Origin of the sequence: Microbulbifer sp. MCCC 1A16149, from assembly GCF_050368945.1 — a bacterium.
GTDB lineage: Bacteria > Pseudomonadota > Gammaproteobacteria > Pseudomonadales > Cellvibrionaceae > Microbulbifer.
The window spans coordinates 1100059-1123875 of record NZ_CP185959.1; the positions used below are offsets into that span (position 1 = coordinate 1100059).

Sequence of the window (23817 nt, forward strand, 5' to 3'; positions counted from 1 at the left end):
TATGCGTTTCTGTTTTTTCGGGCTGGGCCTTGAGTAGAGATTGCCAACTTCAACGCCGAAATACGTTCACGCTCAGGAGGAGTGCTCCGGAGTTAGTCTTTGGTAACCCTGTTGGCTTCTTCCAAGCTGGTAACCCCCATTACCACCTTACGAAGTGCAGAAGTACGAAGATTATTGAAGCCTTCTTTTCTCGCTTGATCGGCAATCTGAATAGAATTTCCGCCTTCCATTATAATGCGTGAAATTCCATCAGTGATGCGAACCACTTCATACACACCTACGCGCCCCTTGTAGCCCTTGGAGCAGTGCTCGCAGCCCACCGGCTGGAAAATTTGCCACTCGCTCTTGGGCACGGTAACCGTATCAAACCCTTCTTCTTTCAAGACTTCGTCCGGTAATTGTGCCGGTTTTTTGCACTCGCCGCACAATCGTCGCGCCAGGCGCTGGGCGATGATCACGCTCACAGAGGTTGCGATGTTGAATGTGGGAACCCCCATATTCATCAATCGAGTAAGTGTCTCCGGGGCCGAATTGGTATGCAGGGTTGAGAGCACCAAGTGACCGGTCTGGGCCGCTTTGATCGCAATTTCCGCAGTTTCCAGGTCCCGGATCTCCCCGACCATCACGATGTCCGGGTCCTGACGAAGGAAGGAGCGCAGGGCCTCGGCGAAGTTCAGGCCCACCTTGTTGGAGACGTTTACCTGATTGATGCCCTCCAGGTTAATCTCCACCGGGTCTTCTGCGGTAGAGATATTGCGTTCCGGTGTATTCAGGATATTCAAGCCGGTATATAGAGAAACTGTTTTACCGGAGCCTGTTGGGCCGGTGACCAGAATCATCCCCTGGGGCTGGGCCAGCGCGTCCATGTAGATTTTTTTCTGGTCTTCCTCGTAACCCAGTGCGTCGATACCCAGCTGCGCGGAAGATGGGTCCAGAATCCGCAGTACGATTTTCTCGCCCCACAGGGTGGGCAGGCTGTTTACCCGGAAGTCGATGGCCTTGGTTTTGGACAGCTTCATCTTGATACGGCCGTCCTGAGGAACCCGGCGCTCGGAGATGTCCATTTTCGACATTACCTTCAGACGGGCGGAGATGCGGGTGGCCAGCTGGATCGGCGGCCGGGCTACCTCGTGCAATACGCCATCAGTTCGCAAACGTACACGGTAGCTCTTCTCGTAGGGTTCAAAATGAATATCCGAAGCCCCGGTGCGGATTGCGTCCAGCAGCACCTTGTTTACAAATCGCACCACTGGCGCTTCATCGCCGCCGGGTTCGTCGTCGTCTTGTTTCGAGTCACCGTTTTCAACGTCCAGGCCGTCCAGGTCTTCGTCATCGAGGCCAGCAAGGCCGCCACCGATATCGTTGTTGGACAGGAAACTCTCGATAGCTTTGCCAAGCTTGTCGGCTTCTACGAGTACCGCGTCGGTACTAAGGCCTGTATTGAAGTTGATCTCATCCAGACCGGCGAGATTGGTCGGGTCTGCCACTGCCACGAACAGACGATTGCCTCGCTTATATAAAGGAAGGGCGAAGTGCTTGCTGATCAGTTTTTCGTCAACAATATCCTTGGGGAGCAGGTCGAAGTTGTAGCTGGACAGGTCAAACAGTGGGCTGCCAAAAGCCGTTGAGGCAATTTTAGCCATCTCCCGGCTTTTGATCAGTTTAGCTTCCACTGCGTGCTGTGCGAAGGTCTGCCCCTCACGCTTGGCCGCCTTGATGGCAGACTGGGCTGTCGCCTCATCGATGGCATTGTCAGAAACCAGCCGCTTGGCCAGACCGCTAAGTGGAGTGCTGCTCATTGGGGACCGATAAATTTGCGTGCGTTGAAGGTTTATACTTGTTTAAATTTTGTTCTTAAGTGCCCGCCAGTAAAGGGAATTCCTTTGCGCGCACGTCTCAATATAGCGAATAACCCCCCGCCAGCCAATGATCCCGACGAGCCATTCCTGCAAGCTGTGAACTGGATAGCTTCCCTGCGATCACGTCAGAACCCGAATTCTGGTTCGGTTTTTGAGGAGAAGCCCGTGACATCAATCTGGCAACCTATGGAGTTTCGGGAAAGTATCCCATTGAGCGCTTTCCTTTATCTCCGGGCCACCTGACAATTTTCGTCACCAAATACCATCAGCTGTACAAAACTTGAAAAAGCTGGCTAATTAATGCGCGGCACCAACATGACTTTCCTCTCAAACTGGTTTGCGAGGGCAATTTACACGCTTGCGCCTTTTGCCACATTACGGGTATCGTAACTGTCGATTTCCTCACGGGATTTCACTCAAAGAACAACAGTCTGTATGGAGACGGTTACAATGAAGAAGCAACAGGGCTTTACTCTGATTGAATTGATGATCGTGGTTGCGATCATCGGTATTCTGGCCGCGGTAGCAATTCCGCAGTACCAGAACTACGTAATTAAAACCCAGGTTAACCGCGTAATGAGCGAAGTGGGCTCCCTGCGTACCGCTATCGAAGCTTGCATGCTGGAAGGCCTGGACGAGTCTTTCGTTAACGCAGAATCTGCGACCGGCGATCCCGGTGAGTGCAACACTGGTTGGACCGGCAGTAACCTGCTGGGCGACGACCTGCAGGGCACCGCGCTGACCCTGACCATGGGTGATGCCGGCGACGTGCAGATCCTGGCCACCTTTGGTGGTAACGCGGCTACCGCGATCGATACCCAGCAGCTGGCTTGGGACCGCAGTGTAGATGGCGTATGGGGCTGCTCTACCGATGTAGAAGCCAAGTTCCGTCCGCAGGGCTGCTCCGCAGACCTGGGTGACGCGCCGACTGTTGAAGAGCAGACGCCGGCCTAAATTACAAACGGATTCGATCCTTTTGTAAATTTGAAAAGAGAGGGCGCAGCCCTCTCTTTTTCGTTTCCCCGTCTATTTAAAGTCGCTCAAGACTTTACTTACGCACTGAATAGAATGATAAAGCGTTTAGTTCTTTACCCAACCATTCTGGTTAGCCTGGTACTTTTCGTTCATTTCTGGCTTACACAGCCACTTTTCTGGAAATCCATCCCCTATCGCCTGCAAGCCTATAAGCTCGCCTTCACGCAAGTTGAATGTGATCCGGGAGCCCCCGACGGGCTGGCGGATTTGCTGAAGTATCAGGCACTCCCGAATTTTTCCCTGACCGGGCAGGTTGTCTATATCAATCGGAGTGGCAAGCGCTTTAGTTGTTCGGTGGTGGCGGAAGAAAATGGTGCGGTGGGGCGGTATCGCCTGGCGAGTATGACAAAGGCCATTACCGCGCACGCGATTCTCAGCCTTGCGAATACGGAGCAGTTAGACCTCGATAGCCAACTGCTCAGTTACTTTCCCGAAGTAGACCCCGGTAAGCTGCGTGATCCAAAGTTGAAAGCGGTTACCCTGGCGGAACTTCTCAATCACTCTTCCGGATTTGGTGGCCCCTACGGCTCCGACAACATGGTCAAGCAGGGTGAAACGCCCTGGTGTCCGCATGATTTTAGTCGCCTTGAATCCATACGCTTGGCGGGCGTTCCCGGTACCAATCACGTGTACAGTAATGTTGCGTATTGTCTTTTGGGGGAAGTCCTCGCCAGGGTCACCGGTGTACCCTATCGCGATTATATTCGCAGCCACTATCTAGACGGCACTTCGTTAGAGTTTGTTGATGGCGGCTATCTTCCCGATGAGCCTACTTACGATTTCAGAAACGAGCGCCGGTTTGAGGCGAGCTATGTAGACTGGTTGGACTTTCAGGCGCTTTCACCTGCTGCGGGCTTAATCGGCAGGCCTAGCGAGTTCGCAGATATGGTTTGGGAGCACTTACATGGCGATGCGGCGGAGATGTTGAGTGCGCCCCTGGTTCCCGGGTGCGGAAAAGATTTGATTGAGCGCTGCTATTCAATGAATTTTGAACTGGTCCGAGATGAAAGCAGTAAAGTCGCAACTGGAATTCAGCAGGGGTACCTACCCGGGGCGAGCTCATTACTTGCCATTACCGAGAAAGGTGAGGTATTGGTTTGGGTTTCTGCCGGAGCCCCTTTGCTTTTCGACTACAAACGTCAGCTAAATTTTGCAGTGCGAAGCTTTTTAGCTAGTTCTTCAAGCTAGCTCGTAATTTGGGCATATAGATTACCTTAAAAAAATTTTTAGTTTCTGCAACATTTTAAGGACTCCTCCAAATTGTTTGGTTTGGTTTGGGATGCTGCGCAGTATTGATCAATGCAATTGTGAGTGGTTCGGGATTCCTGTGTGAAAATCGGAGAAAAAATAAGTGAAAAAGCAGTCTGGTTTTACCTTGATCGAACTGATGATCGTGGTGGCGATTATTGGGGTTTTAGCAGCAACAGCGGTGCCACAGTATCAGGAGTATGTGGTAAAAACCCAGGTTGCTCGCGTGATGGGGGAGGTCTCAGTGCTACAAAGCTCCGTGGAACTTTGCATGCTCGAGGGTAGGGGGAACACCGATTGCTTCTTCGACTGGGGTAGCAGCAACCTGCTCGGTGCAGAAAGTATTGAGCTGCAGGATGGGCTCACAGTGAATATTGATCTGGCCAATAGCACGGCAGAGATCAACGCGGCTTTCGGAGCTAATGCCGCGACGGCAATTGCGGAGTCTGTATTGATTTGGCAGCGAAGCGAAAATGGTGTCTGGAGTTGTGCTACCGATGTTCGTGATCATTACAGGCCGGCAGGCTGTAACGGAGTGGTGTCTGAGGAAGGGTAGGCTGTAGCAGGTTAGGCGGCATCCTGCTCAGAAGTATAGCTGTCACCAGTTATTCGGCTCGTATTGCCATTCACGAATGCGAACCAAACTAAATAACTTGTTCGCGGTAATAAGTGCCCGATAGTTCTCTGCTGCTACCCTCCCGAAGACGGGCATATCCCGTGCAGTGGTTTTCAGTTTATATTCCGAAAATGGTACACATTGACCTATCAACCGGCAGGCTGGGTCCGTGCTGGCGCTGACACCACAATATATGTACCAATTTTTCAAGTTCTGATTTGTTCTGTATTCTGCTTTGCACAATGTGATTACGGATAGCAAAGTACGGAAAGGACAATTTCCCCGAAGAGGCGCTCTTCTTCGTTGCTGATGGTCATTACAACACCGATAAAATACTCGCGACTATTTATGGCCATTCGGCGGTTTCTGCCAAGCAACACTTCCTAAGCGTTAACTCTCACCATGTTGGTGGTGCCGTGCGTCCAGGGCAGGTGGTGATTATCACTCCACCAGATAGCGCAGCCTGCCAGAAGTGGGAGGTGGTGATACAGGAGGCTGTCCGGATACATGAATCCGAGCTGCGGGCTTTGAGTGAGCGTGAGAAGAAGGTTCTGGCGAGAAATTACGCGTTTCTCAGCGATGTTGCGGGCTATACATCACCAATGTAAGGGTGGCCGAATGGCTATTTTTCTCAGAAAACCAAGTTTGTCGAGAACTTGCTGGATCAGATGGATCGATTGTACCAGTCCAGCTACAGGACCCATGGTCACCTGAATTCCGCCCATTATTTTGCACGGCGGCGTGCTTTGGTGTGGTCTTTTGGTAGGTGCAGCGGGTAGCTATGCCGGATCCAAGTCGCTCGGCAAAGGTGGTGAGGTGCTGGGGGAATTTGCGTATGAGAGGGCCGCGAAATGACTTTGCTGCACGTGATGCTCGCGATGTTTTTACTCGGCGCTGTCCTTTTCGTGGCGGCGATAGTTAATGCCGTGGTTTTTTATCGTACATTCTACAGAACCCTTTCCGAAAAGATTGACGGAGAATACGTAGATGTTGGCTTTATCCTATCTGCGAGCCGTTTTATGCATTGGGGGCACTTTTGCTTAAGCGAGAAGCGGGCAAAGCGCTTTGGGGTTGAGACCTATTTTGCGGAGTTACCAAAATATGCACGCGCGCAATTAATATTCCATTGGTCAGTATTTATTTTTCTCGGAGTGCTAATGTTGCTGACCTGGGTGTGGCTGGAGTTTCGTGGGGATATATAGGATTTTTTTGTAACCAAGAGATTGCTTGTGACATCTCCAGATCGTAAGGGCAGCTCGTATACCATCAAGGGGCACATATTATGAAGTTTGCTTTATTTGCTGCTGTATTCACTATGTTTAGTTTTTCAGTCAACGCTCAGGACATTCGTCTCCCAGAAAAGCTTCCAGAATTAGCCGAAACCAAAAGTGCTGACCTGGGCAAAGCCGAAGTCGGTCTTAAGGTGGGTGATAACCCAACAGATTTCACTGTGCTCACCCACAAAGGCGAAAAGGTTTCGTTAAGCGAGTTGACCAAATCACACGCTCCTATCCTGGTGGTGTTCTACCGCGGCGGCTGGTGCCCCTACTGCAATGTGCAGATTCGCCAGTTGGCGGAGGCTTGGCCAGAGTTCGAAAAGCGCGGTATTACGCCGGTATTGATCAGTGTGGACAAGCCGGATGCCAGTGCCATGGCCAAGGCGACCTATGAGATTCCCTTCCCGGTACTGTCAGATCCTGAGCTCAAGGCCCATGAAGCGTTTGATGTGGTGGTGGAGATTGATGATGCCACGGCGGAGAAGTACAAAACTTACGGTATCGTGCTGGAGGACTGGTCTGGCAAAGATCATCACAAGATTGCGGCGCCGGGTATTTTCCTACTGGATGCCAGTGACACCGTACAGTGGGCGCATGTATCCAAGGATTACAAGACCCGCCCCAGCGTAACGCAGTTGCTTGAGATGCTGGATACGCGCGAATAAATGTTAATTTTCGGGCGGTGCTGGTCTCAGCCCGCCTCCCCAAATTTACCCACCGGCTCGATCTGCAGGGCCATGACTTCCGCCGTCTTCGCCGAGTTGTAATCCATGATTAACTGCGGCTCATCGGTAAAGACCCCATCTGCATTCATCGCTACCACCAGGCTCAGGTCGTGAGGATGGTTGACGGTGAACACGTAGCTTTTGAATCCCCGCCTGTGGCCGTCCGCGATGATTTCCGGGCAGACGAAATTTAGGCTGTGGTGGATGGAGTAGGCTTCCAGTGGTTCGCCACAGGCGGCAAGATCCAGCGGTACGCCGTCGATGAGCACCCCGCGGCGTACCTGGGGGATCAGTTTCAGGCATTCGTAGACCTGGCGATGATCAAACGAGGAGAGGAGGTACTGTTCGTAGGTGGCGCCGTTGTCGCGGATGTAGGACTCCAGCTCCTTTGCGGCCAGGGCCGCGCAGTTTGGCCCCTTGAGCTCGATATTGAGTTGTACGTTGTTGCCCACCAGCTCCAGCACTTCCCTGAGGGTGGGCACTTGCTCGCCGCCGGGTAGCAGCATCTGGCGCAGGGCGGCGGGGGCCATCTCGGTGAGAAGTTCCTGCCCCGCGAGTAGCCGGCCGAGACGACGGTCATGCTTGACGATCAACTCGCCACCCACATTCCACACGTCTATTTCCACGCCGTCGATATCAAATTCGAGGGCGTGGGTGATGGCCTGCAAGGTGTTCTCCGTGGCCCGCTTGGGATAGCCGCGGTGGGCAAAGCAGAAGAGGGTGTCGGTAGTGTGCATCTCGACGTCCACAGTTGCGGAGGCCTCTCAAGGGTGTCTGAAAAGTATGACTGGGAGGTGACAGCGACACAATTAATCAACGGGAAATCCGTCGAAATTTTTATATTGTTTGAGGCTGTAAGTGGGGATTTTTATAGCGACAGGTTTGTTGCCGGGGCAGAGCCACCTCGATAGTGGCTGACCCCGAGCGCATTACTCGCCGGCCAGGGCGCGGTAGCGGCCGCGATGGAAGACGAGGGGTTCGCCACCGCCGGCGCTGAATTCCAGCACTTCGCCCAGCAGGATGGTGTGGTCGCCACCCTCAATATTTTGTGTGCGGCGACAGTGGAACAGGGCGGCGCAGTCATCGAGCTGGGGAATACCTTCCGCACCGGCATGCCATTTCACCTGGCCGAACTTGTCGGCGCCGCGGCCGGCAAACAGGTTGGAGACGTGCTGCTGGTCGCCTTTCAGCACATGTACTACATAGCGTTCACACTGGGTGAAGGCGGCATAGCTGAGGGAGCTGCGGTCAATGCTCCACAGGATCAGCGCGGGATCGAGGGAGACGGAATTGAAACTGTTGACGGTCATTCCCACCGGTTGGCCATTGGCGTCCAGCGTGGTGACCACGGTGACACCGGTGGCGAATTCGCCCAGAGTATCGCGCAGGGCGCGGCTGCGCTCCTCTTTAGACTGGGTGGAGGCCTCGGCTGACTGTGTAGCGGACTCGACTGGGGCTGCGGGTTTACTGGATGCCGTCATACTTCGATCAAAATCTGTTCAATTTTTGTGCTGGCGGCCATTCTACGGGAAAAATGGCTGATTTGCGTGCTTTTCTTTGGGAAACCCCGGCTATCGCGGCGATAGCCGGGGTAATTGGGCCGTTTCAGTCGCGCATTAACGGCGCGCACTGGCGGCTCAGGGCGTCGCGCTCGGCAATGGCGCTGCCGGTGAGTGCGAAGCCGAGCAGGTTACCCTCCGAGTCCAGGAATTCGCCTTTTACGCCATCTGCACCGGTGGAGACTTTCCATTCACCGTCGCATCCGGGGCGCGGCGGGCAAACGACGGTGGGCCTCAGGGTGGTTTTCACTGCCACCGGCAGGCAGCCATACTGTACCGGCGTCGGGGTTCCGGTGAGGGTCTGGGCCAGGGCGCGGGCACTCTGGGTGAGCGGCGCCACGTAATACAGGCTGTGGCCATCGACTTCGGCACAGTCTCCCAGTGCGTAGATGTTCGCATCGCTGGTCTGCAGCTGCCGATCGGTGATGATGCCGCGGTTCACCGCAACGCCAGCGGTGTCGGCGAGTCCGGTATTGGGTTTCAGGCCGAGAGCGGCGAGGGCGATATCCGCTTCCACGGTGTCGCCGTTGGCAAGGGTTGCGCGAATGCCTGCGGGCGTCCTTTCCAGGCGCGTTACGCCTGCGCCCAGATGGAAGCGGGCTCCCGCCTGCACCAGGGACTGCTGGATATCGCGACCGGCAGCCTCGGGGAGCAAGTTGGCCAGGGGCCAGGGTTGCAGGTCGGTGATGTCTACCTGGTAGCCAGCCTGGATCAGGTCGTTGGCGAATTCGCAGCCAATCAATCCGGCGCCGATCAGCAGTACCCGTTTGCGGTTGGCCAGGGCGGTGCGGAAACGGTGGTAGTCGCCGAGGCTGTTGACCCGGAACAGGCGCGACAGGCCGTCGCCCTCAATAGCCGGCAGTGGTGCGCAATGGGCGCCGGTGGCAAATACCAGGTGGCCGTAGCGCAGTTCCGCCTGAATCCCGCCGCTGTCAGACACCGTGGTCAGCACGCGCGCCGAGCGGTCCACATCGGTGACATGGGTGTGCACCAGAATCTCCGCATTGAGTTCCCGGGCCATGGATTCAGCGCTGGCGGTGGCCAGTTGCTGCGGGGTTTTGCCGTGGGCAAGCGACGCGGACAGCAGCGGCTTGGAATAGAAGGTGCCATCGTCTGCGCTGATCAGTACCAGCGGGGTGCGCTGATCCAGCTTGCGGAATTCTTTGGCCAGATGGTAACCGGCGAGGCCGGTACCGATGATCACCAGCGGGTCGGTGTCGTCGAGTGGAGCGGGCTGCGGCGCAGCTGTGGCGTGCTCAGCTTCTGCCGATGCCGGTGCTTCCTGGACCAGCACCATGTCGAAGTCTTCTTTACCGACACCGCACTCCGGGCAGGTCCAGTCGTCCGGAATATCTTCCCAGCGGGTACCGGCGGGGATACCTTCCTCGGGCGCGCCCCTGGCCTCGTCGTAAACCCAGCCGCAAACCATGCACTCCCAGATTCGGCTGGCGGCAGCTTGCGGAGCGCTGTCAGCGGTGGCTGCTGGCGTGGTCGCAGAGGTTGTGGCGCTGGTTTCGGCCCGCGCAGTCTCTTTGCTGGCAACCGCGGCCAGCATCACAAACTCATCCTTGGTGGCGCCACACTCGGGGCAGGCCCAGTCGTCGGGGATATCCTCCCAGCGGGTACCGGGGGGTATGCCATCATCCGGAGACCCCTTGGCCTCGTCGTAAATCCAGCCACAAATCTGGCATTCCCAAACGCGAAAATCGGACATGAAGACCCCTGAATACTGCAAATTTCTGGTGTGCGGCCGGCCCGGCCCTTTGTTATTGAGGCTGTGGAGTGTAGGGAAAAATGGGGGAAAAGTTAACGGCGCAGATGCTGCGCCGTTCTATTTTATTGCCGCCAGGAGGTGGAGGGTTCAGCCTTCGGTGTGCTGGGCAATACTGGTGAGCGCGCGGTGATAGATCTCGCTGATCTGGTCGGTGTTATCCACAGTGATCTGCAGGTCGTTGACCAGCCCGTTGGACAGGCCGTAGACCCAGCCGTGTACCGACAGCTCCTGACCCTTTTCCCAGGCGTCCCGCACCGGCGTGGTCTGGCACACGTGAATGACCTGCTCCAGCACATTGAGCTCGCACAGCAGGTCCACACGCTGTTCTTGCGGAAAGAGTTCGATCAGTGTGTGGTGCTTGTCGCGTACATCCTTGATGTGGCGCAGCCAGCTCTCGATTAGCCCCAGGCGTGAATCCTCCAGCGCCGCCTTCACCCCACCGCAGCCGTAGTGGCCGACCACCATGATGTGCTTGACCTTGAGTACCTCCACGGCGAACTGGATGACGGACAGGCAGTTGAGGTCAGAGGGAACCACCACATTGGCCACGTTGCGGTGCACAAACAGTTCGCCGGGCAGCAGATCCACAATCTGGTTGGCGGGGACACGGCTGTCGGCGCAGCCGATCCACAGGTATTCCGGGGATTGCTGTTCAGAGAGTTTGAGGAAGAAGTCCGGCTTTTCCCGACGGGTGGATTCGGACCAGGCGCGGTTTTTCTGGATCAGGTCTTCGAGCTTTGACAAGGCATTCAATCCATTGGTGAGCGTTTGTGGTGCAGGATAGCCTGTTTGCCCTCGGGCGCCAATCTGAGCCGGCATCGATACTGCCCGTGGGACGGTGGTTGCCGACTGAAAATGCCACGGGCTTCTGCTAACCTGCGTCGATTCGTCCGCAAACAATTTCACCACACAGGGAATGGCGTTATGGGGCTTCGCAATTCGGTGATCCGGCGTCCACGCCGATTCAACAAGCAATCCGCGACCGCAGCGCGCCGGCGTAAAAAAGTCAGATGGTTATTGGCTCAGCGGGCCCGTGTGCGCAACTACCGGCGCTTTTTTCTCATTCAGAGTGAATTGACCGCGAGGGCCGAAATTGCACGCAGCGGCGAACAGCCGGAAAGCTCCGGGGATTAAGTGAAAAGAGGTTACCGATGATAGAAAAGCCTGAAAGCGCCACACTGACTACCGTTATAGCCGATTACCGGGATCGCAAACACGGCGCGGACCTGCTCGCAATGATGGATCACTACTCCCGCGACCCGTTTGGTGCCGGCGAGCCGCTGGCGGACGTGTGTCATCGCGAACTGCTGGGACGACTGGCGGAGTTTCCCGGGGCCTTCTCGGTGCTGGCGTATCGCGGCGACGAGGTGCTGGGGCTGACCAATTGCTTCATGGGTTTTTCCACCTTCCAGTGCAAGCCGCTGGTGAATATCCACGATGTGGTCGTACATGAAGCGGCGCGTGGCCTGGGTGTCTGTACCGCGATGATGGAGAAAGTGGCTGAAGTTGCCCGCGAGCGCGGCTGCGGCAAGATCACGCTGGAGGTGCTGGAGAAAAATTTGCCGGCGCAGGCGGCTTATCGGAAGTGTGGTTTCAAGCCCTATGCCCTGGATGAGGCATTCGGGCAGGCAGAATTCTGGCAGCGCTATTTATAGAGACGGATAGCGCTGCCAATTATTCGAGTTAGCGGTTCAGCAATCCTTTCACTGCATTGGGGAGATCCGCGGGCAGCAGGATGTTTTTGGCGTTGCTGGAGGTAGAAAGTTCTTCCAGCGCGTGGATATAGCGTTCACCCAGCAGGTACATGACCGGCATCTCTTTGTCGCCGATGGCCTGGGTTACCCGTTCGATCGCCTCGCGACTCGCGTCGGCCAGTACCACCTGGGCCTTGGCGTCGCGTTTGGAGGCTTCCAGGCGGCCGTCGGCCTCGAGAATCGCCGCCTGCTTTTCCCCCTCAGCGCGGGTGACCGTGGCGCGGCGCTGGCGCTCTGCGGCCGCCTGCTCTTCCATCGCTTTCTGCATGGTGGCGGAGGGATTGATGTCCTGGATTTCCACGGTTTTCAGGTTGATGCCCCAGTCCGCGATATCGTCAGAAATCCCTTCCTTGAGTTTCGCCTTGATCAGATCTCTGGAGGACAGGGCCGAGTCCAGCGACATTTCGCCGACAATGGAGCGCAGCGCGGTCTGCACCAGGTTCTGGATCGCTATTTCGTAGTCCTCCACCCCGTACACCGCTTTCTCCGGCGAGACGATGTTGATGTACGCCACAGCGTTGGCAATGATGGTGGCATTGTCCTGGGTGATGACTTCCTGAGACGGAATATCGAGCACGATATCTTTGGTGGTGACCTTGTAAGGGACCTGGTCCACGTAGGGGATGATGACGTTCATGCCCGGGTTCAGGGTGCTGTGGTATTTACCCAGGCGTTGCACTATGTGCTTGGAGCCCTGGGGTACGATGCGCACGCCCATGCCGATGGTGATGATCACCAGCACTACCAGTGCCAGTACTACGGATAATCCTTCCATGTTGTTTATTTCCCCTTGAAATCGAGTGTGAAGGTTGGATTTATTTTTTCTGTAATCAGAGTGGGTTGACCACGAGTGTGTTACCGGAAATGTTGATGACCTTTACCCGCTCGCCAATGGCGATTTCGCTGGTGCTCATGTACTGCCACTCGTCCTCGCCGAGAATGGGGGCGGGGAAGCGCATCCGGCCGCGGGGCTTGCCAATATTGGACTCGATCACCGAGCCCACCTGGCCGGCGAGGGCTTCCATCGCCATGCCGGAAGTGGTGCGGTCTTTCCAGTTGGGCTTGATAAATTTGAGCCACAGAAATACCAGTGCGATGGAGAGGCCCGCCCACAGCAACAGCTGAGCGGTAATGGGCATGCCCACGGCCAAAAGCAGGGCGCCCATAAACAGTGCCGAGACGCCGAACCAGAACAGGATAAAGCCGGAGACAAAAATCTCCGCGGTGATCAGAAGTAACCCCAGTACCAGCCAGTGCCAGTAGGCGATGTGTGTGTTGAGCCATTCGAGCATGCTGGCTTTCTCCCCGTAAAATTCCGTTGTAACAAACCCGTCGATTATGCCCTAAAGCGTGAGTGAACGGGCACTACAGAATTTTTCGCTCGCCGCTGCGCCCGAGCCACTTACCGCAGGGCTTGCCAAAGCGCTGGCGGGGCGCGGTAAGCCCTCATAAAAATTTCCCGCAAGCGTCACAAATCCGCAGCAAATTTGTACGCTTGTGCAATACTTTTTGCAGGCGAACGCGCTTCAGTTGTGCATCAATTTTGTGCGCGCGCACCAACAATTTCCTTCTCAGCATTAAGAGAAATCATGGACGAAGATCTTATGCGATTGACTGCTAACCTGGCCCAGGGGCGCTACCAGTACAGTTGCGATGGCAGAACCATGCCGGTGCAGGACGACTGGCAGCTAGGGCGTGATGAACAGGGCCGACAACTGCTGGTCAGCCGCCGAATGGTGGGCGAGCAGGGGCACGGTATTGAAGTGCGGGCACTGATGGCTGCGGGCCTGGTGACCGAATGCCGGGTAACCTGGAAAGACGAGGTGGATGAGGTTAACGCCCACTACCGCCTGACGTCGGCTTCCGGTCAGGCGCCGCATATGGGAGATGCAATCGAAGCGGAGTGGACCGGTCCCAACGGGCTGCAGCAGAGCGTGATCGAGGGCCACAACCGTCTGCTGTTTCCGCTGATGCGGGTCTTTATGGGGCCGCTACTGCTGCGCCTGTGTGATATGGAGTTCGGTTGTGAGGTAGTGTCCCCGGATATTGTCGATCCCTCCCAGCGCGGCAAGCTGCTGTCGCCCCGGGTCAGTCATCGCCGCGCGGCCATCATGCCGGGAGATGCCAATATCCAGGGCGTCCACGACCTGGGCCCGGATATCACCGCATTTTCCTATCAGGGAGACGAGGCGGAGCGCGACGCGCACTGTTTTGTGGATCCTCGGGGCTTGCTGGTGGGCTATGACTGGCCCAGCAGCACCGGGCGCCTGTGGCAGGTGCGCCTGCGTGATCTGGAGTGGGCGCCGGAGCTGAAGTCCCTTTGTTGAGCCGAGGCCAATACTCTGACCGACCCCACGCTATGAGTCTGTAAACCATGTAAACTGGCGCCCTGTATGTATTCAGGAGCGCCAGTCTTGCTTTTATCCCGTCGCTTTTTTGTTCAATTGTCGTCACCCGCTGTGGTTGTTGCAGCTCTCGCCTGCGTGCTTCCCATTGGGGCAGTTCAGGCGTCTGATGACACCGTAGAGACAGCCAGTGAGGCGCCGCCTACGACTTACGACGAGGTAGAGCTGTTGCAGATGGACGACTCCCTGCAAAGCGAGGAGAAGCGTCAGGAAAACTGCCTGCGGGAGCAGCTGGTAACCGCACCGGCCAATATCACCCTTGAGGAAATGCGGATCCGCTGTCGCTTGTCGGTCATTCGCGATGGCCGACAGATCGAGGAGTCGCCACTTTTTGCCTCGGTGCCGGAAGTGGAATCCCACGGCGAAGGCGAACCGCGTGCCAGCAAGCGCGCGCAGGCAATCCGGGAGGCCGCAGAAAACCCGTTTACCCTCGCTTCCCACAAGACCAATTACCTGCTCCCCGTAATTTATAACCCGTCTCCCAATAAAGCGGGGCTCGAGGGGGTGGAAGTGAATGGTGTCCCTATCGACCTCGACTCGATAGAGATCCAGTTCCAGCTCTCGGTTCAGGTGCCCGTGTGGCGCGGGTTTCTCGGCAGTGCCTCGTTTATGAGCTTTGCCTATACCAACCGGTCCTTCTGGCAAGGGTACAACTCCGACGACTCCGCTCCATTTCGCGAGACCAATCACGAACCGGAATTGATCATGACCTGGTTGAATGACTGGACCCTGTTCGGTTTCCAGAACGTCGCCAACCAGATTGCGTTCAACCATCAGTCCAATGGCCGCAGCGAACCACTATCGCGCAGCTGGAACCGGGTATACGCCAACTTTGTGTTCGAGAAAGACGAATACTTCCTTACATTCAAGCCCTGGTACCGGATTCCCGAGGACCGCGAAGACGATGACAATCCAGACCTGGAGTTCTATCTGGGGCACTTTGAGCTCACCGGCGGGATAGAGCGTGGCCGGCACAATATCTCCATGATGTTGCGCAACAATCTGCGCTCGGATAACAAGGGGGCGGTGGAGTTACGCTGGAGCTTCCCCATGGGGCGACGGGTGCGCGGCTTTGTTAAATATTTCAACGGTTACGGCGAGAGCCTGATCGACTACGATGAAACGGTGCAGACGCTCGGGATCGGTTTCGAGCTGGCTCGGGGCACCGGTAGCTGATTCAAACACAAGGTCCACGGATGGGTTTTGACGATACTTACAAACTGAGTGCACACGCGGTCATTTCCAACGACGATGGCGAGATCCTGCAGCTGCGCGCCACTTACGCGGATAAAACCTGGGGGTTGCCGGGCGGTGCACTGGATCTGGGGGAGACCATTCACGAGGCGCTGCTGCGGGAGTGTCAGGAAGAGCTGGGGCGGGACGTTGTGATCGACTATCTGAGTGGCGTGTATTACCACCGGGTCTATAATTCTCATGTGTTCATCTTCCGCGCCCACTTCAAGGGGAATGGCGACATCACCCTGTCTTCGGAGCATTCGGAATACGATTATTTCCCCGTCAATGAGCTTACCCCGGTGCAGCGTGTGCGGGTGCAGCAGTGTTTGCAGTTCAACGGAGAAGTTCAGAGCGCAAAGTTCTGAAGTGCCGGTATTTCCCGTACATTGATTTCGTATCCCCGTAGTTTTTCCGAAGTTATCGCCAATTTCTCCTGCCTACCCCACATCGTCTCCTGCCTCCTTTAGTATCCGCCTTCTATGCTGAAAGATAAGAAGAAACGTTATGGGTGTAGAACTGACGATGCCTGACCTGGGCAATCTGTGCGAACAGCATCAGCCACTGGAGTGCCGTGTGGCACTGGTCAGTAATGACCGCGATCTCAGCAGTAGCTGGGTCGGTGCCCTGAATGCGACCGCCGCACAGCACGAGAACCCTTTCGGGTTGCGCTTCGAGTCCGTTGCTACCAGTGCGCTGGAGAAGTGCCTGCGGGAAGAGGACCGGCTGCAAGCGCTGATCATCGACGGTGGCTGTAGCCCCGATGAGCTGAAAGACGCCGAACTACTCGCGGATCGTATGCACAACCTGCGTGCCCAGCTGAATGTATTTTTGGTGGCGCAGGATTCATTCCTGAATGACCAGGGCGGCGCTCCTGCGTCCGTGCGCAAGCGCTTCGACGAGCTGTTCGACCGGCGCGAATGCAATTTCAATCATATGTTCCGACTGGTGCAGGCATTTATCGCCCGCCGCGCATCCACTCCCTTTGCCGATACCCTCAAGGAATACGTGTTCTCCGCACGTGACGCGTGGCATACCCCCGGTCACTCCGGTGGCGACAGCCTGCGCAACAGTCCGTGGGTGGGGGATTTTTACCGGTTTATGGGAGAGCACGTTTTCAATACCGATCTCTCGGTATCGGTACAGGTACTGGACAGCCTGCTGGAGCCCCATTCGGTGATTCAGGAGGCCCAGGACCTGGCGGCGCAGGCTTTTGGCGCCCAGCAGACCTTCTTCCTCACCAACGGGACATCCACTGCGAACAAGGTCGTGATCCAGCAAATCCTTGGGGGTGGCGGAAAAATTATCGTGGACCAGGCCTGTCACAAATCGGTACATCACGCCATCGTGATGAACCGTGTGGAGCCGGTGTATCTCAAATCCACCCTGCATCCCCAGTTCGGGATCTACGGCCCGGTGTGTCGCAGCGATATTGAAGTGGCCCTCGACGAGCACCCGGACGCGGGCCTGCTGGTGATTACATCCTGCACGTACGATGGCCTGCGCTACGATCTCAAACCGATCATCGACTACGCCCACGAACGCGGGGTGAAGGTGTTGATTGATGAGGCGTGGTACGCCCATGGCTATTTTCACACCGAGCTGCGGCCCACGGCACTGGAATGTGGCGCCGACTATGTGACCCAGAGTACCCACAAGATGCTGTCGGCCTTTTCCCAGGCCAGCATGATCCATGTACAGGACCCGGACTTTGACGAATTCCGCTTCCGCGAAAATCTGAACATGTACGCCTCCACCAGCCCGCAGTACTCCATGATTGCGAGTCTGGATGTGGCTCGCAAACAGATGGTGATGGAAGGCTATGGTCGCCTGCGGCACTGCGGGCAGATGGTGGCAACCCTGAGAAGAGAGGTGGATGCCACTGGTGTATTCCGCGCGTTGACACTGGAAGACCTGGTGCCCGCGCCACTGGCCAATGACAATATTCGTCTCGATCCCACCAAGGTCACCATTGATGTTACCGCCAGTGGTTACTCCGGCAAGGAAATCCAGGTCAAGCTCTTCGACCAGTTCGGTATCCAGGTGGAAAAAACCACTTACAACACGATTACCGTGCTGGTCACCTTGGGCAGCACTGAGAGCAAATTGCTACGTCTTGTGCATGCCCTTAAACAGTTGGCACGTCACCCGCGCAAACGCAGCCACGTGGGTACTGCCCGTCAGTTGCCGGAGTTTACCCATCTCAACTGCCTGCCCGCAGATGCCTATTTTGCGGATACCGAAGAGCTGCCACTGATGGACAATGGCATCGCGGCGGAGAAAAAGCTGGTGGGCCGCACTTGTGCTGACGAAATTGTGCCTTATCCGCCGGGTATTCCCGTGCTGGTGCCGGGGCAGGAAATTTCCGCGCAGATCGTCCAGTTCCTTCAGCAACTGTTGCAAGGGCAATCATCCACAGAAATTCACGGGCTGATTTTCCGTTCAGATGAGCCCATGTTGCGGGTGATGAAGAAAGTCGAAAAACCTTCGGCGGCGACCAAGGGCGGTAAGTCAAAGCAATAACGGTAAACAAATGTGCAGGCGAGTAGGCAGGGAAGCCAATGCAGCAGGCAGAAAACACACCGCCGGAAGTAATTCTTGTCGCCGGGGCCGGCGGTGGTCTCGGTATAGCCCTGGTCGAGGAGTTATCGCGGCGGTTTCCACAAGCCAAACTGCTTACCATCAGTCGCGCACACAGCGCATCTTCTGGCGGACAACACAGCCACTATTCGGCGGACCTCAGTGATCCCGATACTACGGTCGACGTTGCCGACTGGCTGCGTTCTGAGCCACTGCCGAACTGGGTGATTCACTGCAGTGGTATTCTCCACTGGCCGGATCACCTTCCGGAAAAAAACTTGCAGCAGTGCACGGATGAGGCCCTGTTGCACAGTATTTCCGTCAATGTACTGAGTCATATGCATTTGGCTCAGGTGCTGGCGCCGCTGTTACAGAAACGTTCCCCCCTGACCTGGGCCTCGCTGTCTGCAAAGGTGGGCAGTATCGAAGACAATCACCTGGGTGGCTGGTACAGCTATCGCATGAGCAAGGCCGCATTGAATATGCTGGTGCGCAACCTGTCCATAGAGTGGGGCAGAAAGCTCGACAGTTGTCGAGTGGTTGCGATTCACCCGGGTACCACTGATACCGCACTTTCCAAGCCTTTCCAGCAAAATATTTCCGCGGATAAACTCTACACTCCGGCACTGAGCGCCGATAGAATCGTGTCCGTTCTCGAAAAGCTAAGTGATGCTGATACCGGCAAGCTGCTGTTCTGGGACGGGTCACAAATACCCTGGTAATTGATTGACGGGATGGAGAGACGTGCAGGTGGATTGGGAAACGTATCGCGCAGCAATCTGGCGACCGAAGACAGCGACACTGAAGCCGGTGCGTCGCATGGACCCGGTATCCGCTGACCTGTTAGTGGGAATTGATACCCAAAAGCAGGCGCTGTTTGATAATACGCGCCGCTTTCTACAGGGGAAGCCTGCGAATCACGCATTACTTTGGGGCAGTCGCGGTACCGGAAAGTCCAGCCTGATCAAAGCGCTGCTGAATACCTTTGCCGATGATGGATTGCGTTGTGTCGAGGTGAACTTCCACGACCTCGATGATATCCCCGAAATTATCGATCTACTGGATAGCGAGGAGGCACGTGAATACCGGTTTATCCTGTTCTGCGATGACCTCGCTTTCGAGCGCGGGGATGCGCGCTACAAAGCCCTGAAAAGTATTCTCGAAGGTTCCCTGGAACTGCCGCCGGAAAACGTATTGCTGTACGCAACGTCCAACCGCCGTCATCTGTTACCGGAAGATATGGCGGCAAATCGGGATACCCGAATTGTCGAGGGCGAGTTGCATCACGGAGACCAGGTCGAAGAAACCCTTTCCCTCGCCGACCGCTTCGGCCTGTGGTTGAGCTTTTATCCCGCCGACTGGGATACCTACCTGCGGATGGTCGACCAGCTCTTTACCGACTACGTTGGTGATCGCGCAGAACTGCATACAGCGGCCAAACAGTTTGCCATGCTGCGCGCAAGTCACAGTGGCCGTACCGCACAGCAGTTTCACCAGAGTTTCTCTGTTTAGTTTTTCAGGAGCCAGCGCCGATTAATTTCTGTCTGCGGTCAATATCTCGCGTGGACTAAAGCCGAACATTTTGCGAAATGCCGTGGCAAAGTTGGCGGGGCTGCGAAATCCTGCCAGCGCGCTCGCCTGCTGGACATTCATGCTTCTCGAGCGCAGCGCGTCCAGCGCCCGATTCATGCGCAGTCGACGGGCATATTCCATCACACTCATCCCTTCCAGTTTGCGAAAAAGTCGCTGTAGGCCGGTAGCACTGGTTCCCGCTGCGCGCGCGATTTCTGCAACGCTTAGCGGTTCACTGGCATTCTGCAGGATCATTTCTCTGGCGCGCAGGAAGCACTGTCGCTCCCTTGTGGTCGTCCCCACGACCAGTGATCGTGCTGGATCGGATAACTCTTCGGTGGCCGCTGTACTGGCCAAAAGCGCAATTACCTTAGACTCCAGCAGCAGCGGGTTGGTTTGGGGGACTCTGCTCAGCTGCTGAATGATTTCCCATACAAGCAGTTGTTTCTGCTGCGAAAGACTCTCGCTAAAGAAGCGTGGCGGCACGAATTTATTGTCGCTGACAGAGTATTGGCCGTTGCTAAATCGGCTTTTCAACCAGCGTTCGGAAGCGGCGATAGAAAGATAGCGTACCTGTTGGGGGCCCCTGGAGATGCGGTGCATTGTCTGCGGAGATCCCGAGTACATGGTGAGCAGCTTTTTCACGCCGTTCTCCATGCGGGTTTCGTCAAACCGGTGATGAAAATCCGCAATGCGAATTTCAATGTCTCCGCGTAGAAAAATGACACAACACAGGCCGGCATCCAGTTCGGCAGTGGCTGTATAGGCACATTCTTCACGACTGTCACCAAAGCGTAAGACCAATCCTTCACCAAGAGCTCGTTGATGGAAATGCCCCTGCATCAAAACACTTTGTGGAGAGATGCTGGCATCGGCCAGCTGCAATTCGACACCCGGCCGCCGCCTGAAGTCGTCCACTTTTATCACCTGGTGGGGAAGGGTAGTGCTAGGGGCAGGAGCTCCTTTGAGCTCTTGTTGGGGGATGATTGCCATAGGAGTGACGTCACATGCCGCTGAAAAAGGTGAATAACTGCGCAATTCGTAAAGATTGGGCGCCAGGAAAAGTAATCCGGTTGTCTGGCAAAGGTGTCGCCGTTGCCAGGGGACTGCCACCTCATTAAGATCCGCCACCAATTTAAACGCGAATGATAATGTGTATCAACTGCGTTTTTGGTGTGGGCTGCTTTTCATACAGTTCATCTGTATGACTAGTGGTTCAGGCTAAATTTTAATCAATGGGGGATTTATGAACGTACGCAGATCAGCGCATACCTGCCTGTTGGCAGCGTCTTCACTGTTGGCAATCGCGGTAGCCCAGGCAAATGCGCAAGCTCAGGACAAGACAGGGGCGGACCTTGAGGAAGTCGTTGTGACCGCAACCGGTCTCTCTTCGGCCGCTTCTACTGCCAAAACGGGCATTCCCATTATGGAATCACCGCAGACCATCTCGGTGATCAGTCGCGAAGAGATCGATCTGCGAGCCGCGTCCACCATTGCCGACGCGCTGTCGTATACCGCGGGCGTACAACCCGAACCATCCGGTATCGACAGCCGCACCGACGAAATTTCTGTGCGCGGCTTCGGTGCAGGTGGTTTCTCCTCCAACAACAACTTTGTCGATGGCTTGCGCCTGCCCGCTGGCGGTCAGTGGACCCGTTTTGGGTTCGACACTTTCGGCCTGCAGCAGGTGGAAGTACTGAAAGGCCCGTCGAGCGTGCTCTACGGCCAGGCGGCGCCGGGCGGTATGGTGAATATGGTCACCAAACGTGCCGGTGCGGAGAGTCAACAGGAGTTGCTGGTGCAGGGGCAGGGCTACACCGATCTGGACAACTTTTCCGGCCGTATCGCCGGTGATTTCAGCGCTACCCTGAATGAAGCAGGCACCTTGCACGGACGTCTTGTCACCGTTGCCGAAGACGGCGACACCCAGGTGAATGAGGTTACCAAGAGCCGCTATTACCTATCGCCGAGTGCGACCTGGAGCCCCAGCGAGGATACCACCTGGACCTTCCTCACCCAGTACCAGCGCGATGAGGGCGGCGCTACCTTCCAGTTCCTGCCGTCACTGGGGACCCTCGAAGCATTCAATGGCCAGTACATCGACAACGACGCCAATATCGGAGAGGTTGACTGGAATACCTTTGATCGTGACCAGCTGCTGGTGGGATCTTTCTTCGAGCACAACATTAACGACAACCTCACTCTGCGAAACAACGCGCGCTACACCCACATCGACACCCTGTACCGGGTGACCGTGCTGTCCGGTGATACGGTTACCGATTGTGCCGCTTCCCCTTACGGCGAACAGTGTATCGACGGCCAGACCATCGGCCGTCGCGCGGTGCAGGGCGATGGTGAATCCGACGGCTACGCCATCGACACCCAGCTGGAAGGGCGCTTCGAATCTGGCAGTGTGAGCCACACCCTGCTGGGTGGACTGGACTATTTCCACACCGATTGGGAGCACTACCGCGATCTGGTAAGCCTGCCGGACGCGCCCCGCGGCCAGGTCGATCCCCTTTGGGATATCTTCAACCCTGAATACCGCGGTGCCGAGGATTATGTCGAATACATGGGCCCGCAGATCTACGGCGCTTCTACCAGCAAGCAGACCGGCCTGTACCTGCAGGACCAGATCAGTGCGGGCAAGCTGCGGGTGAATGTCGGTGGCCGTTACGATTGGGCCGATGACGACAGTGAGGACCTGCAGACCGGCGAAACCTTCTCCACTAAAGCGGACGAGTTCACCTGGCGTACCGGTGCGGTTTACCTGTTCGACAGTGGCGTGGCGCCCTATGTCAGTTACTCCGAATCCTTCCTGCCGCAGGTTGTGGACCCTTCGCAGACCCTGGGTGGTGTGCTATTTGAGCCGACCACCGGTGAGCAGGTGGAAGCGGGTATCCGCTACCAGAGCGGCAACAACGTTTACGTGAGCTTCGGTGGCTTTGAAATTACCCAGGAAAATGTTGCCACTTCCGACCCCAATGGTGAGCTGTGTGGTCGCCGGGTGTGCCAGGTACAGGCGGGTGAAGCGCAGGTACGCGGTATTGAACTGGAAGGTCGCGCCTCTCTGGCTGGAGGCACCACACTGATCGCTTCCGCCTCCCGTCTGGATGCGGAGATCACCAAGTCCAATGATCCGATCGTCGGCAATAGCATGTCGCAGGTACCGGATGTGCTGGCCTCTCTGTTTGTCGATCATCGCATTGAGCAGGGCTCTCTGGCGGGACTCGGCTTCGGTGCTGGTATGCGCTACACAGGCGCGAGCTATGGCAACACCACCAACACCATCAAAATCGACGATTACACCCTGTTCGACTTGCTGATGCGCTACGACCTGGGCGTTGCCCGTCCCGCACTGGACGGCGTATCCGTATCCCTCAATGCGCGTAATCTCAATGACGAACGGTACCTGGTGACCTGTACTACCAGCCAGTCCTGCTTCTATGGCCAGGGCCGGGTTGTCACAGCGCGACTGCAGTACCAGTGGTAAGGATCTAATTTTTCCAGCGAAGTATTGAGGCCCGCTTGGCGGGCCTCCTCTTGTCTGGGGTCTGGCGAACAACGGAGAAATTTCTGTGACCGCGCTTTTTCTAATTTCCGCCGCAGCACTGTTGGTGCTCGGTTCCATCCTTTTGTACCTGGCGAGTGCCAATCAGCGGCTGTTCTCAACAGTGCCGTCCGCGCGAACGCTCGTATTTACCGGACTGCTACTGCTGGTGTTTGCTTTGGTCTTGCTCCTGCAATATTCCGGTACTGGCAGTGCTGTATTTATTCTGGTGACCGGAGTGATGTTTATGTGGACGGTACCACCCATGGCGATCGCTTATCTGAGGCATAAAGGGGAGGCGCAGCGGTGACACAACGGCTACCCAAAGCGCAACAACTCTCCAGTACAAACTGGTTTGGCAAGGCCAGCGCCGGTGTGATTGCAGGCTACCTGCTCACTATTGCCATCTGCGGTATTTTTTCCCGTTTTGGTCCGTTGGAAGTGGGGTTTTTCTCCGCGCAGGCACAGATCACCATGTGGTTGGTGGCACCCGTGTGGGCGCTGATTTTGAGTTTCTGTTTTCTTTTCCAAAACGGCCGACGCGCCTGGGCCTGGCTCGGTGGGGCCAGTGTGGTTTTGTGGGGCATTCTTTTGCTTTCCAGATTTTTCGTCGGTTAAGGCTGGGGCTGG

The 23817-nt window shown here is 56.2% G+C and carries 24 protein-coding genes; 16 read left to right on the plus strand and 8 right to left on the minus strand.

The features are described 5' to 3' along the window. Positions 1-92: 92 nt before the first annotated feature. Positions 93-1799, minus strand: coding sequence for a type IV-A pilus assembly ATPase PilB (pilB, locus tag ACONT6_RS04520; RefSeq protein ID WP_428820607.1), 1707 nt, complete (start codon positions 1797-1799; stop codon positions 93-95). 510 nt (positions 1800-2309) lie between these two features. Here pilB and ACONT6_RS04525 point away from each other — a divergent pair. The 5 genes from ACONT6_RS04525 to ACONT6_RS04545 all read left to right on the plus strand — a co-directional run bounded on the left by ACONT6_RS04525 (position 2310) and on the right by ACONT6_RS04545 (position 6700). Beyond that, positions 2310-2813 carry a pilin gene (locus tag ACONT6_RS04525; protein WP_428820608.1) on the plus strand — a complete coding sequence of 168 codons (504 nt, stop codon included), beginning with the start codon at positions 2310-2312 and terminating at the stop codon, positions 2811-2813. A gap of 30 nt (positions 2814-2843) precedes the next feature. Further along, a complete protein-coding gene (locus tag ACONT6_RS04530; RefSeq protein WP_428820609.1) occupies positions 2844-4082 on the plus strand; it encodes a serine hydrolase domain-containing protein in 1239 nt (412 codons plus the stop codon). A gap of 163 nt (positions 4083-4245) precedes the next feature. Continuing rightward, a complete protein-coding gene (locus ACONT6_RS04535; protein ID WP_428820610.1) occupies positions 4246-4698 on the plus strand; it encodes a pilin in 453 nt (150 codons plus the stop codon). Between the two features lie 911 nt (positions 4699-5609). After that, positions 5610-5960, plus strand: coding sequence for a hypothetical protein (locus ACONT6_RS04540; RefSeq protein ID WP_428820611.1), 351 nt, complete (start codon positions 5610-5612; stop codon positions 5958-5960). A gap of 80 nt (positions 5961-6040) precedes the next feature. Further along, positions 6041-6700, plus strand: coding sequence for a peroxiredoxin-like family protein (locus ACONT6_RS04545; RefSeq protein WP_428820612.1), 660 nt, complete (start codon positions 6041-6043; stop codon positions 6698-6700). Between the two features lie 26 nt (positions 6701-6726). Here ACONT6_RS04545 and ACONT6_RS04550 read toward each other — a convergent pair whose 3' ends face one another. From ACONT6_RS04550 to can, 4 genes are all read right to left on the minus strand, one after another. Continuing rightward, positions 6727-7497: a glycerophosphodiester phosphodiesterase gene (locus ACONT6_RS04550; RefSeq protein ID WP_428820613.1), complete on the minus strand. Its 771-nt coding sequence runs from the start codon at positions 7495-7497 to the stop codon at positions 6727-6729. Between the two features lie 192 nt (positions 7498-7689). Beyond that, positions 7690-8241: a flavin reductase family protein gene (locus ACONT6_RS04555; protein ID WP_428820614.1), complete on the minus strand. Its 552-nt coding sequence runs from the start codon at positions 8239-8241 to the stop codon at positions 7690-7692. 124 nt (positions 8242-8365) lie between these two features. Continuing rightward, entirely contained in the window at positions 8366-10033 is a 1668-nt protein-coding gene (locus tag ACONT6_RS04560; protein WP_428820615.1) for an FAD-dependent oxidoreductase, read from the minus strand. A 147-nt stretch (positions 10034-10180) separates the two neighbouring features. Then, on the minus strand, positions 10181-10837 hold the full coding sequence (gene can / locus ACONT6_RS04565; RefSeq protein WP_181253830.1) for a carbonate dehydratase: 657 nt from the start codon (positions 10835-10837) through the stop codon (positions 10181-10183). A gap of 180 nt (positions 10838-11017) precedes the next feature. Here can and ACONT6_RS04570 point away from each other — a divergent pair, with 180 nt between their 5' ends. Further along, complete coding sequence (locus ACONT6_RS04570; protein WP_428820616.1) at positions 11018-11227, plus strand: hypothetical protein; 210 nt, start codon at positions 11018-11020, stop codon at positions 11225-11227. Positions 11228-11244: 17 nt separating this feature from the next. Next, positions 11245-11748: a GNAT family N-acetyltransferase gene (locus ACONT6_RS04575; RefSeq protein WP_428820617.1), complete on the plus strand. Its 504-nt coding sequence runs from the start codon at positions 11245-11247 to the stop codon at positions 11746-11748. Between the two features lie 28 nt (positions 11749-11776). On the opposite strand, the gene ACONT6_RS04580 is transcribed toward ACONT6_RS04575, so the two are convergent. Continuing rightward, positions 11777-12622, minus strand: coding sequence for an SPFH domain-containing protein (locus ACONT6_RS04580; protein ID WP_428820618.1), 846 nt, complete (start codon positions 12620-12622; stop codon positions 11777-11779). Between the two features lie 55 nt (positions 12623-12677). After that, on the minus strand, positions 12678-13139 hold the full coding sequence (locus ACONT6_RS04585) for an NfeD family protein (RefSeq protein WP_428820619.1): 462 nt from the start codon (positions 13137-13139) through the stop codon (positions 12678-12680). A 297-nt stretch (positions 13140-13436) separates the two neighbouring features. On the opposite strand from ACONT6_RS04585, the gene ACONT6_RS04590 reads away from it, so the two are divergent. From ACONT6_RS04590 to ACONT6_RS04615, 6 genes are all read left to right on the plus strand, one after another. Then, entirely contained in the window at positions 13437-14174 is a 738-nt protein-coding gene (locus ACONT6_RS04590; protein ID WP_428820620.1) for a hypothetical protein, read from the plus strand. Between the two features lie 87 nt (positions 14175-14261). Then, positions 14262-15428 (plus strand): phospholipase A, encoded by a 1167-nt coding sequence (locus tag ACONT6_RS04595; RefSeq protein ID WP_428820621.1) that lies wholly within the window; start codon positions 14262-14264, stop codon positions 15426-15428. 20 nt (positions 15429-15448) lie between these two features. Further along, the gene (locus ACONT6_RS04600) at positions 15449-15853 is read left to right on the plus strand and encodes an NUDIX hydrolase (RefSeq protein WP_181253825.1); all 405 of its coding nucleotides are present in this window, start codon (positions 15449-15451) and stop codon (positions 15851-15853) included. A gap of 139 nt (positions 15854-15992) precedes the next feature. Further along, the gene (locus ACONT6_RS04605) at positions 15993-18008 is read left to right on the plus strand and encodes an aminotransferase class I/II-fold pyridoxal phosphate-dependent enzyme (protein WP_428820622.1); all 2016 of its coding nucleotides are present in this window, start codon (positions 15993-15995) and stop codon (positions 18006-18008) included. Positions 18009-18046: 38 nt separating this feature from the next. After that, positions 18047-18787, plus strand: coding sequence for an SDR family NAD(P)-dependent oxidoreductase (locus ACONT6_RS04610; protein WP_428820623.1), 741 nt, complete (start codon positions 18047-18049; stop codon positions 18785-18787). Positions 18788-18815: 28 nt separating this feature from the next. Next, the gene (locus ACONT6_RS04615) at positions 18816-19577 is read left to right on the plus strand and encodes an ATP-binding protein (RefSeq protein WP_428820624.1); all 762 of its coding nucleotides are present in this window, start codon (positions 18816-18818) and stop codon (positions 19575-19577) included. Positions 19578-19598: 21 nt separating this feature from the next. On the opposite strand, the gene ACONT6_RS04620 is transcribed toward ACONT6_RS04615, so the two are convergent. Then, positions 19599-20555, minus strand: a complete 957-nt coding sequence (locus tag ACONT6_RS04620; RefSeq protein ID WP_428820625.1) for a helix-turn-helix transcriptional regulator — start codon at positions 20553-20555, stop codon at positions 19599-19601. A gap of 328 nt (positions 20556-20883) precedes the next feature. On the opposite strand from ACONT6_RS04620, the gene ACONT6_RS04625 reads away from it, so the two are divergent. From ACONT6_RS04625 to ACONT6_RS04635, 3 genes are all read left to right on the plus strand, one after another. After that, complete coding sequence (locus tag ACONT6_RS04625; protein ID WP_428820626.1) at positions 20884-23130, plus strand: TonB-dependent siderophore receptor; 2247 nt, start codon at positions 20884-20886, stop codon at positions 23128-23130. Positions 23131-23215: 85 nt separating this feature from the next. After that, a complete protein-coding gene (locus tag ACONT6_RS04630; protein ID WP_428820627.1) occupies positions 23216-23497 on the plus strand; it encodes a hypothetical protein in 282 nt (93 codons plus the stop codon). Then, entirely contained in the window at positions 23494-23805 is a 312-nt protein-coding gene (locus ACONT6_RS04635) for a hypothetical protein (protein ID WP_428820628.1), read from the plus strand. Before ACONT6_RS04630 ends, ACONT6_RS04635 begins: the two co-directional genes overlap by 4 nt. Positions 23806-23817: the final 12 nt, after the last annotated feature.